Source organism: Limobrevibacterium gyesilva, from assembly GCF_025989185.1.
In the GTDB taxonomy this organism is placed as follows: Bacteria; Pseudomonadota; Alphaproteobacteria; order Acetobacterales; family Acetobacteraceae; genus Limobrevibacterium; species Limobrevibacterium gyesilva.
The window spans coordinates 649,425-662,127 of the sequence record NZ_JAPDNT010000001.1; the positions used below are offsets into that span (position 1 = coordinate 649,425).

General features: G+C 70.1%; 12 protein-coding genes. 2 read left to right on the forward strand and 10 right to left on the reverse strand.

The genetic code is table 11. The annotated features are described in order from the left end of the window. Window positions 1-11: 11 nt before the first annotated feature. Genes OL599_RS03160 through OL599_RS03185 form a run of 6 tightly spaced genes read right to left on the reverse strand, consistent with a single transcriptional unit; the run spans window position 12 to window position 7,101 of the window. Window positions 12-830, reverse strand: a complete 819-nt coding sequence (locus OL599_RS03160; protein WP_264712146.1) for a M55 family metallopeptidase — start codon at window positions 828-830, stop codon at window positions 12-14. Beyond that, window positions 827-1,849, reverse strand: coding sequence for a DmpA family aminopeptidase (locus tag OL599_RS03165; protein WP_264712148.1), 1,023 nt, complete (start codon window positions 1,847-1,849; stop codon window positions 827-829). Before OL599_RS03165 ends, OL599_RS03160 begins: the two co-directional genes overlap by 4 nt. Continuing rightward, window positions 1,846-2,715 (reverse strand): ABC transporter permease subunit, encoded by an 870-nt coding sequence (locus OL599_RS03170; RefSeq protein ID WP_264712149.1) that lies wholly within the window; start codon window positions 2,713-2,715, stop codon window positions 1,846-1,848. The genes OL599_RS03165 and OL599_RS03170 overlap by 4 nt, the downstream gene beginning before the upstream one ends. Then, entirely contained in the window at window positions 2,712-3,632 is a 921-nt protein-coding gene (gene gsiC / locus OL599_RS03175) for a glutathione ABC transporter permease GsiC (protein WP_264712150.1), read from the reverse strand. Before gsiC ends, OL599_RS03170 begins: the two co-directional genes overlap by 4 nt. Window positions 3,633-3,650: 18 nt before the next feature. Next, the gene (locus OL599_RS03180) at window positions 3,651-5,180 is read right to left on the reverse strand and encodes a glutathione ABC transporter substrate-binding protein (protein ID WP_264712151.1); all 1,530 of its coding nucleotides are present in this window, start codon (window positions 5,178-5,180) and stop codon (window positions 3,651-3,653) included. A gap of 43 nt (window positions 5,181-5,223) precedes the next feature. Continuing rightward, window positions 5,224-7,101: an ABC transporter ATP-binding protein gene (locus OL599_RS03185; RefSeq protein WP_264712152.1), complete on the reverse strand. Its 1,878-nt coding sequence runs from the start codon at window positions 7,099-7,101 to the stop codon at window positions 5,224-5,226. Window positions 7,102-7,364: 263 nt separating this feature from the next. Between OL599_RS03185 and OL599_RS03190 the strand changes: the two genes are divergently transcribed. Continuing rightward, window positions 7,365-7,952, forward strand: coding sequence for a hypothetical protein (locus OL599_RS03190; RefSeq protein WP_264712153.1), 588 nt, complete (start codon window positions 7,365-7,367; stop codon window positions 7,950-7,952). A 47-nt stretch (window positions 7,953-7,999) separates the two neighbouring features. Here the strand turns inward: OL599_RS03190 and OL599_RS03195 are convergent, their stop codons facing one another. From OL599_RS03195 to OL599_RS03210, 4 genes are read right to left on the reverse strand one after another with little or no spacing between them, the layout of a single operon-like run. Further along, window positions 8,000-8,821 carry an alpha/beta hydrolase gene (locus OL599_RS03195; RefSeq protein WP_264712154.1) on the reverse strand — a complete coding sequence of 274 codons (822 nt, stop codon included), beginning with the start codon at window positions 8,819-8,821 and terminating at the stop codon, window positions 8,000-8,002. After that, window positions 8,818-9,639 (reverse strand): DUF2927 domain-containing protein, encoded by an 822-nt coding sequence (locus tag OL599_RS03200; RefSeq protein ID WP_264712155.1) that lies wholly within the window; start codon window positions 9,637-9,639, stop codon window positions 8,818-8,820. Before OL599_RS03200 ends, OL599_RS03195 begins: the two co-directional genes overlap by 4 nt. Window position 9,640: 1 nt before the next feature. Further along, the gene (locus OL599_RS03205) at window positions 9,641-10,093 is read right to left on the reverse strand and encodes a GAF domain-containing protein (RefSeq protein ID WP_264712156.1); all 453 of its coding nucleotides are present in this window, start codon (window positions 10,091-10,093) and stop codon (window positions 9,641-9,643) included. Next, entirely contained in the window at window positions 10,093-10,476 is a 384-nt protein-coding gene (locus OL599_RS03210) for a winged helix-turn-helix domain-containing protein (RefSeq protein WP_264712157.1), read from the reverse strand. Before OL599_RS03210 ends, OL599_RS03205 begins: the two co-directional genes overlap by 1 nt. Before the next feature lie 118 nt (window positions 10,477-10,594). Here OL599_RS03210 and OL599_RS03215 point away from each other — a divergent pair, with 118 nt between their 5' ends. Continuing rightward, a complete protein-coding gene (locus OL599_RS03215; protein WP_264712158.1) occupies window positions 10,595-12,676 on the forward strand; it encodes a molybdopterin-containing oxidoreductase family protein in 2,082 nt (693 codons plus the stop codon). The last annotated feature ends 27 nt before the right edge of the window (window positions 12,677-12,703 follow it).

Genomic DNA, 12,703 nt, shown 5'->3' on the forward strand with positions numbered 1-12,703 from the left:
GCGCGCCCCCGTCAGCGCAACGTGGCCGACATCGCCGAGATCGTGTTGATCCAGCCGATGACGGCCCGCATCGTATCGGCGGCGAAGGCGACGCTGCGCGGGGCGATGCGCGTCGCGACCGGGATGGTTTCGGCCAGATCGGCCAACGCCACGCTGTTGAGGTCGATCTCGAGCCGGTGCGGGCCAGGAATGACGAAGGGCCGGCAGTCCGCCAGGTTGCGCACGGCGTGCTCGGCCGTCGCCCGGATCAACGCGCAGGCCGACTGCGGCGACAGGGCGCGGGCGGCGCGCTGGCCCAGCGCGTGCTTCACCACGGCGGTCCGGACGCCGGGGAACAAGGGCGCGCACTGCGCCTGCAGCCGGTCGTCGCCGGTGAGCAGCGCCACGGGCACGCCCAGGCTGCCGGCATAGGCGCCGTACAGCGTCGCCTCGGCGCAATCGATGCCGTTGACGCGGATGGCGGCAAAGGCGAAGCCGTTGATGGTGTGCGACAGCACGCCGTGCTGGCCGGCGCCGGAATGATAGCCGGTGCAGAAGGCGGCGGCGAAATCGCCATCCAGCCCGGCGAACATGCTGGTGGGCTTGGGGCGGCCCAGGATCAGCTCGGCGCGGGGGTCCAGCGCATCGGGCAGCAGGTTGACCATCGGGCCGTGGCTGTCGTTGACCAGCACCGCGGAGGCGCCGCCGTCGAATGCGCCGGCGATGGCGGCGTTCACTTCCTCGGTCATCAGCCGGCGGGCGCGCTCGTATTCGGCGTTGCCGGGCTGGCCGTGCTGCGGCGTCACGACGCCGGCCACGCCTTCGATGTCGGCGGAGATGAAGATCTTCATGCGGAGTCCCCCAATGCGTCACGCAAGCCGGGCCGGCGGTGCCCGGCGCGGGCGATAGTGGTGCCGGCCGCGGCCAGCGCGTCCAGAACGGCCTCCTGGGTCGCCTCCGCCGTGGCCTGGAACAGCGCGTCGATGCGGTTCTCGGCCAGGATGCGCTGCGCCAGCAGATCGGTCTTCGCGTCGTGCGGCACCCGGTTCGCGGTGGTGAAGCCCAGGAACACGTCGCCGCTGCCGTTGCCCCAGAACGAGCCCGCCCAGGCCAGCCCCACCCCGGCGCGGCGGATCACGCGCCGCAACTGGCGGTGGTCCAGCGGCACGTCGGTGGCGACGACCACGATGACCGAGCCCTGCTCCGGCGCCGGCACCGAGGCGGGATCGACGCGCCGCCCGTCCGGCAGGCGCAGATCGCCGGCCCGGCCGAAATTGGCCTGCACCAGCACGCCGAGATGGTGGTCCGCGCCGTCCAGCGTCAGCACGCGCGAGGAAGTGCCGATGCCGCCCTTGAAGCCGAAGCAGCTCATGCCCGCGCCGCCACCCACCGCGCCGACATCGAAATCGGCGGCGGCCGCGTCCAGCGCCGCCACGGCGTCGGTCTCGGTCACGGCCATCGCCTGGATGTCGCTGAGATAGCCGTCATTGCATTCGCACACCACGGGATTGACCGTGGAGGTGCGCCGGCCGATGCCGGGATTGGCGGCGATGGCGCGACGGATCAGCACATTGGCGCAGGTGCCGACGGCGAAGGTGTTGGTCAGCAGGATCGGGGTTTCGAGCTGGCCCAGTTCTTCAACCTGCATCAGCCCGACGCTCTTGCCGAAGCCGTTGAGCACATACGCCGCCGCCACCGGCTTGTCGCGGAACACGTCGCCCTGGTGCGGCAGGATGGCGGTGACGCCGGTGCACACGTCGCCCTCGATCAGCGTGCGATGGCCGACGGTCACCCCCGGCACGTCGCTGATGCTGTTGCGCGCACCTGCGGGCAGCCGGCCGCAGGCGAAGGCGGGATCGCGCGGCCTCATGTGCGCAGCTTCTGGTCGAGCGCGTCGCGCAATCCGTCGCCCAGCAGGTTGAAGGCCAGCACGGTGACGAAGATGGCGATGCCCGGGAACAGGGTCAGATGGTCGGCCACGCCCAGATAGCTGCGGCCGTCCGCGAGCATCGCACCCCATTCCGCGCTGGGCGGCTGCGCGCCCAGGCCGATGAAGCTGAGCGCGGCCGCGGTCAGGATCGAGGTGCCGACGCGCAGGCTCAGATACACGATCACACCCGGCAGCGTGCCCGGCAGGATGTGGCGCATCACCAGCGGAAACCGCCGCACGCCGATGCTGCGGGAGGCCTGGACATACACGGTCTGCTTCAGCCCCAGCGTCGAGCCGCGCACCAGGCGCGCGAAGACGGGCATGCTGAATACCGCGATGGCGTAGATGACGTTGGAGATGCCCGGGCCCAGCACCGCCACCACGGCGATCGCCAGCAGGATGCCGGGGAAGGCCAGCAGCACGTCGCAGAAGCGCATCGCCGCCGTGTCCACCCAGCCGCCGAAGAAGCCGCTGACCAGGCCCAGCGCCACGCCGGCGAAGCCGCCGAGGAAGACGGAGACGAAGCCCACGGACAGCGAGACGCGGCCGCCCCAGATGATGCGGCTGAAGATGTCGCGGCCGAACACGTCGGTGCCCGCGAGATGCAGCAGCGACGGCCCGGCCAGCACGTTCTCATAATCCGGCGCCGCCGGGTCGAACGGCGCGATCCAGGGGGCGAAGACGGCGGCCAGGATGATCAGCAGGATCGCCCCGCCGGCGACCAGCGGGATGCGCTTGCGGCGGAAGCGGCGCCAGAACTCCGAAAGCGGCGACTGCACGCCGGCTGCCTTTGCGGCCGCACTCATTTCAGCCGTATCTCCGGATTCACGAAGGCGTAGAGCACGTCCACGATCAGGTTGATCAGCACGAACTCGAGCGAGAACAGCAGGATCTCCGCCTGGATCACGGGATAGTCGCGAAACGACACGGAATCGATCAGCAGGCGGCCGAGGCCGGGCCAGGAGAACACCGTCTCCACCACGATCGAGCCGCCGAGCAGGAAGCCGAACTGCAGCCCGGTCATCGTCACCACCGGGATCAGCGCGTTGCGTAGCGTATGCTTCCATACCACCATGCGTTCGGGCACGCCCTTGGCGCGGGCGGTGCGGACATAGTCCTCGGCGGACACCTCGACGAAGGCCGAGCGGGTGAAGCGCGCCAGCACCGCGGCTACGCCGGCGCCGAGGGTGATCGAGGGCAGCACGAAATGCGTCCAGTCGCCGTAGCCGCCGGTGGGCAGCCAGCCGAGCCGGACGCTGAACAGGTCGATGAGCAGCAGCCCGAGCCAGAAGCTCGGAAACGAAATGCCCGATATCGCCATGACCATGCCGGCGTGGTCCTGCCACCGCCCGCGCCGGACGCCGGAGATGACGCCCACCAGCAGCCCGAAGGCGAGGGCCCAGGCCATGGCCGCCACGGTCAGCCACAGCGTCGGCATGAAGCGGGCGCCGATCTCGTGCGCCACGGGCTGGCGGGTCTTGGCGGAGCGGCCGAGCTCGCCGCGCAGGGTCTGGCCCATGTAGCGCACATATTGTTGCAGGAGCGGGCCGTCCAGCCCCAGCTCGATGCGCACCGCGGCCACGTCCTGCGCCGTGGCGTCCGGCCCCGCCACCAGCCGCGCGGGATCGCCGGGCAGCAGGCGGACGAAGCCGAACACGAAGATCGACACCGCCACCAGAACGGGGACGGTGCCGACCAACCGGCGGATCAGGAAGACCAGCATGGTCTCAGCCCGGCGTGATCAGTCCAGCGCCGCGTCCTCGGTAAGGACGCCGCCATCGGGCAGATAGTAGACGCCGGACAGCTTCTTGGACTGGCCCGCCAGCAGGCGGTCCACGCCCAGGAAGATCCACGGCGCATCCTTCCAGACCTGCGCCTGCGCCTCCTTGTAGGCCACCGCCCGCTTGGCCGGGTCGGCGGTGGCCAGCCCCGCCTCGATCGCCCGGTCGGTGACCGGCGAGCTGTAATAGGCGATATTGAACAGGTTCGGCGGGAACGACTTGCTGTACAGCAGGGGACGCAGGCCCCAGTCGGCGTCACCGGTCGAGGACGACCAGCCGCCGTAGTTCATCTGCATGGTGGCGTCGGCGGGCGACTGCACGTTCCACAGCTTGGCGGTGGCCACGCCCGCTTCCAGCGGCGCCACCGTCACCTTCACGCCGACGGCGGCGAGCTGCTGCTGGATGAACTCCATGCCGCGCTTGACGGCGGTCGACGTGCCGCCCCACAGCTCGGTTTCGAAGCCGTTGGGATAGCCGGCCTCGGCCAGCAGCGCCTTGGCCTTCGCCGGGTCGTACGGCCACACGCCCTGCTTCGAGTAGAAGCCGAGGTCGGACGGGATCGGCGCGTCCATCGGAGTGGAATAGCCGCTGAAGACGATGCGGCCATAGGCGTTCTTGTCGATGGCGTAGTTCAGCGCCTGGCGCACGCGGATGTCGTCGAACGGCTTCTTCATGTTGTTCATCGCCACGTAGCGGGCGACGATCGAAGGCGCGTTGATGACGGCGAGGTTCGGGTTCGCCTGGGCGGCCTTCACCAGCTCGGCCGGCAGCGGATAGATGAACTGCGCCTCGCCGGTCTGCAGCATGGCGAAGCGCGAGCCGCTCTCGGGCACGGCGCGGAAGGTCACGGTATCGACCTTCGGCACGCCCGGGCGCCAGTAGTCGGGATTCTTCACCACCTTCAGCGTGTCGGTGGCGAAGCTGACGAACTTGTACGGGCCGGTGCCGGTCGGGTGGGTGGCGATGTCCTTGCCGTATTCCGCCAGCGCCTTCGGGCTGATCATGAAGGTGCCGGGATGCGCCATGTTGTTGACGAAGGCGCCGAACGGCGAGGACAGCACGAACTTGACGGTGTACTCGTCCACCACGTCGGTGTGCGCGATCATCGACACCAGGCTGCGGCGCGACAGCCGGTTGTCCGGGTTGGCCACGCGGTCGATGTTGGTCTTCACCGCGGCGGCGTTGAACGGCGTGCCGTCATGGAACTTCACGCCACGGCGCAGATGGAAGACGAACTCCTTGGCGTCCTCGCTGGCCTCGTATTTCTCGGCCAAAGCGGGGATCAGCTTCATGTCCTTGTCGAAGCCCATCAGCCCCTGGTACATCAACCGCTCCGCCGTCTGCGACAGCGTGTCGTTGGTGTTCGCGGGGTCCAGATGCGGCATGTTGGCTTCGACGCCGATCACCAGGTCCTTGGCGGCGAGGGCCGGGGCGGCGGAAGCGGCGGCGAGGGCCGCCGATAGCACAAGCCTGGGCAAGAGACGGGTCACGTTGTTCTCCTCGATACAGGGCGGCCGCTGCGACGCGGCGCCATCAGTAAAGCCCGCCGACATGATGCCGGGCGACGTAGTGGTCGGGTCCGACCTGGACCAGAGGTGCGACCGTGGGCATATCCGAGGGCGCGCGCAAGGGCGACGGCACCTCGCTGTCATCCAGGTCGCGGGCATAGGCGCGCCGGCGCGGGTCCGGCACCGGCACGGCGGCCAGCAGGCGCTTCGTGTAGGCGTGCCGGGGATCACCCATCACCGCCTGGCGCGGGCCGATCTCGACGATCTGGCCAAGATACATCACCGCCACGCGATGCGCGACGCGCTCCACCACCGCCATGTCGTGGGAGATGAACAGGAACGCGACGCCGAGGCGCGCCTGCAGGTCCATCAGCAGGTTCACCACCTGGGCGCGGATCGACACGTCCAGCGCCGCCACCGCCTCGTCGGCGATGATCACCTGCGGCTCGCTGGCCAGTGCCCGGGCGATGCACACGCGCTGGCGCTGGCCGCCGGACAGCTCGTGCGGATAGCGCCAGATATGCTCGACGGGCAGGTCCACCTGCTGCAGCAGCTCGCGCACCCGCTGCTCCACCGCCGGCCCCTGCAGCAGGCGGTGGGTGTGGATCGGTTCGGCGATGGAGAAGCCGATGGTCAGGCGCGGGTCGAGCGAGGCGAACGGGTCCTGGAACACGAACTGCACGGCGCGGCGCAGCAGCGGCTCGTTGCTGCGATTGAGCCGGGTGACATCCAGCCCGGCGAGCCTGATGGTGCCGCCCACGGGCTGCTCCAGCCGGATGATGCTGCGCCCGGTGGTGGACTTGCCGCAGCCGGATTCGCCCACCACGGCCAGGGTCTCGCCATGGCGCAGGTCGAAGCTGACGCCTTCGACGGCATGGATGCGCCCGACGAGGCGGCCGAACAGGCCGCGGCGGACATCGAAGCGGGTGACGAGATCGCGCACTTCCAGCACGGGCTGGTCGGTAACGGTGTCCTGCGGCCTGGGCGGGGGGCCGTCCGGCACCGGGAAGGGCACGGGCAGCTTCTGGTCGGCCAGGCTGCCGAGCAGGGGCACGGCGGCGAGCAGGGCGCGGGTATAGGGGTGCTCCGGGGCGTCGAAGATGCGCTGGACGTCGCCTTCCTCGACCTTCTCTCCGTTGCGCATCACCACCACGCGGTCGGCGACCTCGGCCACCACGCCCATGTCGTGGGTGATGAAGATCAGGCCCATCTCCAGCTCGCGCTGCAACGAGGCGATCAGCCGCAGCACCTGTGCCTGCACGGTCACGTCGAGCGCCGTGGTCGGTTCGTCGGCGATGAGCAGGCGGGGGCGGCAGGACAGCGCGATGGCGATCATGACGCGCTGGCGCATGCCGCCGGAGAGCTGGAACGGGTAGCGGTCGAGCTGGCTGGCGCTTTCGGGGATGCGCACCCGGTCGAGCATGCGCTTCGCTTCGGCGCGGCCCTCGGCCTGCCCGACGCCCTGGTGCAGCATGACCGCCTCGGCGATCTGGTCGCCGATGCGCAGCACCGGATTGAGGCTGGTCATTGGCTCCTGGAACACCATGGCGATCTCGGGCCCGCGCATGCGGCGCATGGCCTCGGGCGTCTCGGTGGCGAGGTCGTGCAGGACGCCGGCGCGGTCGGTGAAGCCGATCCGCCCGCCGGTGATGCGCCCGCCGGCGTAGTCGATCAGCCGGGTGATGGCGAGCGCCGTGACCGACTTGCCCGAGCCGGATTCCCCCACCACCGCCACCGTCTCACCGGCCGAGACGCGCAGGTCGAGGCCATGGACGACGGTCGCGGGGCCGCGATCCGTGTCGAAGGTGACGCGGAGGCCTTGGACGTCCAGGAGGGCTTGGGTCTGGGACAGGGGGGCGGCGCTCGTGGGGTATAGGAGGTGGACGATGCGTAGCGTCCGCATTAACGGCTTGCAACCCGCCAATGAGCGCGGCAGGTGGCGGCTGACGCGACCCGGCGGCCTGTCCCAGCAGCGGTCCCACGCCAGCGGCTCTTGTAACACCATGATGCCATTGCAAATCGCGGCGCCTGCCGACAGCGTTCATGAAAATGGCCTGGCGGGATGGGGGCGCGCCTGGATGCCGGTTCGGCTGGCGATGCAAAGGATACGACGGGGCAATCAAGGCAGCGCGCCCCGGCTTCTCGGGAGAAGCCGGAGGGCGAAACGTGTTCGCGCTCGATTTTCGCCATCCCGGCGTGGATGATGTTCCTGCACAGAAAGGGCGACGTTCGATGCCGCTGCTTCAGGAAACCAGGGATTTCCTCATCTTTCTCCGGCAGAACAGCCTGCTCAGGCGGCGGATCGCCGCCCCGCCGGACAAGACCCTTATCTATGCGGGCACGCTCTTCAAACCGGCGTGGAAAGAGCTTGCGGAGATCCGCGCCAGGAACCCCGGAGACAACAACTTCGAACTTCTTCCGGACGTGCTCAACAGACTGCCGCCCCCGCCTGGCGCAGCCGGCACGCTGAAAACCTATGTCGAGGTGCTGACCGATGAACGCCGAATGCCCTGGAAGGACAACGGCTTCGTCATCTGGCGGGCGCTCTCGGGCATCTATGCCAGCAACGCCATCGGAAAGGTTTATGTCTATGTCGGCTCCGGCATAACCCGGCAAAAGGTGCTTGCCACGACCGAGATCAATGTGCTCGCGCGCAACCCGAACATCGATCCTGTCTCGCTTGAGGTGATCCGGTACATCCAGGATTGTGTCCGCACCAAGAACGGCAACATCAACTTCGGCTACATGCCATAGCGATGCAGCAACGATCTCAGGAACGAGGGGCGCAGCCGAGGCTGCCGCTACCGTCCCGTCACCCGATCCACAAACCCCACTGCCGCCTCCACCGCACCGAACGTTGCCAGATCGTTGTGCCCTGCGTCCGGCGCCAGCCACAACTCAGCCGGCCCTTTTGCAGCCGCATGCATCGCGCGCCCCATCGCCGGCGGCACGATCGTGTCATGGGCACCATGCATCACCAGCACCGGGGCCCGCACCGCGCCGATCCGCGACAAGGATTCGAAACGATCCTTCAGCAGCCGATCCACCGGTACGAACGGATACCGAAGCCGCGCGAGGTCGGCCATGCTGGTATAGGGAGACTCCAGCAGCACCGCCGCCACGTCGGCCTCCGTGGCCAGGCGCACCGCCAGGGCCGTGCCCAGCGATTCCCCCCACAGCAAAGTGCGCGCAGGCGGCACGCCCATGCGGCGCAGGGTGGCGAATGCGGCGCGGGCGTCTTCCAGCAGGCCCGCCTCGCTGGGCGATCCTGGATTGCCGCCATAGCCGCGGTATTCGGGCATCAGCACGCCCCAGCCCGCCGCCATGAAGCGCTGGATGCGGCCGGCGCGGTTGCCGACATTGCCGCCGTTGCCGTGCAGATACAGCACCACGAACCCGTCCGGCACGGCGGGCGGCACGGTCCAGGCATACAGGGTCAGGCCGTCGGCGGTGGCGATCGGCACCACCCGCACCTCGGGCACGCCGGCCGCCACCGGGTCCGGGCGGGTGCGGTCGGGCAAGAAGATGATGCGCCGCTGCAACGCATACAGGCCGACCAGCAGCACGACATACAGCGCGAGCGCGCCGAGCAGCAGGTTCAGCGCCATGCGGACAAGGCTCATCGGGTCTTCCTGGGCGGCGCCGGCCGCGGCGCCTGCAGCGCGGCCAGGGCGGCGGCGTGGACCTGTTCGCGCGTCATGCCGGTGCGCAAGGTGGGACCGTAAAGCAGGCGCAGCAGGCGGGTGTCGTCGCCGCTCGGCCGGATCGCCCGGGCCTGCGGAGTGAACACCGAGCCGGGCAGGGCACCGCCGGGGCCCATCAGGCCGATCGCCGCCGCCAGGGTCTGCACCATGCAGCGCTGGATGGCCGGGCGGGGCTGGCGCGCGTCGATGCCGATCACGGCGGCCTTCAGGATCAGCCGCGTGGAATCGGTCCAGACCGGCAGCGTCCAGCAGGGCTGCACCGCCACCACGGTATCGATGTAGCTGTCCACCGCGGCCTCGTTGTCGAGAAAGGCGTTCCGCAGCATCTGCCGCAGCGGGCCGCGGAAGGCGCCGGGCAGGTTCTCGTCGGCCACCAGGAAGGTGTTGGGCGGAAGCTGCGCCACCTGGCTCGCCGCCACCAGCTGCATGGGCAGGCCGGTGGCGCGCGACAGGCTGGCGGCGGCGCGGGCGGCATCCTGGCTGTCGGCGGGGCGGCCGAACACGAACAGGCGCATCGGCCCGGCCCAGCGGCTCAGCACGTCGCGCGCCGGGGTGGCGGTGGCGGGGTTGGCGTCGAAGACGAGGCCGGCGAGCTGGTCGGCGAGGTCGGCGGGCCGGGCCGGGCGCGGCTTCGGCTTCGCCGCGGCCGGCGGCACCGACGGCGGCTGGGCCGGGGCGGGCGCGGGCAGCAGCAACGCCAGCAGAAGCGCGCCGGCCAGGCGGCCCGCAGGCCGCATGTCAGTCCCGCAGCGAGGCGATGTAGGCCGCCGCCACCGCCTCGCAGCCGGCGCGGTCGGCCTCGTTGAAGCGGTCCAGGCTGGGGCTGTCGATGTCCAGCACCCCCAGCACGCGGCCGGCGCGGATCAGCGGCACCACGATCTCGGCCCTGGCGGCGGTATCGCAGGCGATGTGGCCGGGGAAGGCGTTCACGTCGGGCACGATGATGGTGGCGCGGCGGGCGGCGGCGGTGCCGCACACGCCCTGGCCCATGGGAAGGCGCACGCAGGCGGGCTTGCCCTGGAACGGGCCGAGCACGAGCTCGTCGCCCTGCAGGAAGTAGAAGCCGGCCCAGTTGATGTCCGGCAGGTACTGCCACATGGCGGCGGCGGCGTTGGCGGCGTTGGCGATCGGGTCCGCCTCGCCGTCGAACAGGCCGCGCAGGTCGCTCAACAGGTCGTCGTAATGCTGCATCATGTGTCTCCTATGGCGCGCGACAGCGCATCCAGATGCGCCGCCGCCGCTTGTCTGCTCGCCGCCTCGATGGCGCGATAGCCGGCCACCACCGCCGCTCCCGCCTCCGTCAACCGGGCGCCGCCGCCGCCGCTGCCGCCGGCGGCGGTGGTCACGACGGGGGTGCCGAGATGGCGGTTGAGGTCCTCCACCAGCTCCCAGGCGCGGCGATAGGACATCTTCAGCGCCCGCCCGGCCGCGGAGATCGAGCCGCTGCGGGCGATCTCCTCCAGCAGCGCCACCTTGCCGGGCCCGATGCGGGCGCCGGACGCGAGGTCGAGCCGGATGCTGACCCGGTGGCCGGCGCTGCGCGTGGCGGCGGATTTCGAAGGGGTGATGGTCATGCCGCCGCCAGCCAAACACGCGCGCCGCGCCGGATCAATTGCGCGTGTTGCGAAGGAGCGTTGCCAATCCGGCCCGATCTGTATCAGGCTGCGCTGCCCCGTCCGAAAGGCCCCCGCCATGGCCAGCGCCATCCGCTCCTCGGTCTGCCCGCACGACTGCCCCTCGACCTGCGCGCTTGAAGTGGAAGTGATCGACGGCACGCGCATCGGCGCCGTGCGCGGGGCCGCCGCCAACAGCTATACCGACGGGGTGGTCTGCGCCAAGGTCGCGCGCTATGCCGAGCGCATCCACCACGCCGGCCGGGTGACGCGGCCGCTGCTGCGCACGGGTCCGAAGGGCAGCAGCCAGTTCCGCGAGATCGGCTGGGACGAGGCGCTGGACCGCGTCGCCGGTGCGTTCACCGAAGCTGCGGCCCGGCATGGCGCCGAGGCGGTGTGGCCCTATTATTTCGCCGGCACCATGGGGCTGGTGCAGCGCGACGGCATCAACCGGCTGCGCCACGTCATGCGCTACTCGCGCCAGCACACCAGCATCTGCTCGATGGTGTGCGAGGCCGGCTGGATGGCCGGCGCCGGGCGGTTCACCGGGCCGGACCCGCGGGAGATGGCGCAGTCCGACCTGATCGTGATGTGGGGCGGCAACCCCGTGAACACCCAGGTCAACGTGATGACGCACATCGCCAAGGCCCGCAAGGCGCGCGGGGCGAAGCTGATCGTGGTCGATCCCTATCGCACCGGGACCGCCCAGGCCGCCGACATGCACCTGGCGCTGCGCCCGGGCACCGACGGGGCGCTGGCCTGCGCGGTGATGCACGTCGCCTTCCGAGACGGCCATGCCGACCGCGCCTACATGGCGCAGTACGCCGACGCGCCCGACGCGCTGGAGGCGCATCTGGCCAGCCGCGGGCCGGCGTGGGCGAGCGCCATTACCGGCCTGGACGTGGACCAGATCGAGGCCTTCGCGCGCCAGTACTGCACGACCGAGCGCGCCTATATCCGCGCCGGCTACGGCTTCTCGCGCATGCGCAACGGTGCGGCCAACCTGCACGCGGTGACCTGCCTGCCGACGGTGACCGGCAAATGGAAGCATCCGGGCGCGGGCGCGTTCTGGAACAACCGCGGCATCTATCACTGGAACAAGACGCTGATCGAGGGGCTCGACGCGCGCGACATGTCCGTGCGGGTGATGGACATGAGCCGGATCGGCGCGGTGCTGACCGGCGACCGGCGCGAGCTGGGCGACGGCCCCCAGGTGCACGCCCTGCTGATCCAGAACGTGAACCCGGTGACGGTGGCGCCGAACAGCAACACGGTGCGGCGCGGCTTCCTGCGCCAGGACCTGTTCACCTGCGTGCACGAGCAGTTCATGACCGAGACGGCGCTGATGGCCGACATCGTGCTGCCGGCGACGATGTTCATGGAGCATGACGACCTCTACCAGGCCGGCGGGCACAGCCACATCCAGATCGGGCCGAAGCTGATCGAGCCGCCGGGCGAATGCCGCTCCAACCACGAAGTGCTGCAGGGGCTGGCGCAGCGGCTGGGGGCGCAGCATGCCGGCTTCGACATGACGGCGATGGAGGTGATCGACGCAACGCTGCGTGCGTCCGGCTGGCCGGATGCGCAGACGGTGCTGGCGCAGCGCTGGGTGGATGCGCAGCCCAGCTTCGCGGACAGCCACTTCCTGAACGGCTTCGGCCACCCGGACGGGAAATTCCACCTCGCCGCGGACTGGAGCCGCATCGGCCCGAACCACCAGGGCATGCCCAGCCTGCCGGACCACTTCGCGATCATCGACGAGAGCACGCCGGACCGGCCGTTCCGCCTGGTGGCGGCGCCGGCGCGGCAGTTCCTCAACACCAGCTTCACCGAGACCGCGACCTCGCGCCAACGCGAAGGGCGGCCGACCGCGCTGCTGCATCCGCAGGACGCCGCGCGGCTGGGGGTTGTCGACGGCGCGAAATTGTACCTGGGCAATGCGCAGGGAGAGGTGATCGTGCACGCGAAGCTGTTCGACGGGCTGCAGCCCGGCGTGGTGGTGGTGGAGAGCGTCTGGCCGCATGCCGCCTTCGAAGGCGGCATCGGCATCAATGCGCTGACCAGCGACGACCCCGCGCCGCCATTGGGCGGGGCGGTGTTCCACGACACCGCCGTGTGGGTGCGGGCGATGGCCGCGGAGCTGCCGATCGCGGCGGAGTGATACCGCGGTCGTAACTGCGGCGGCGAA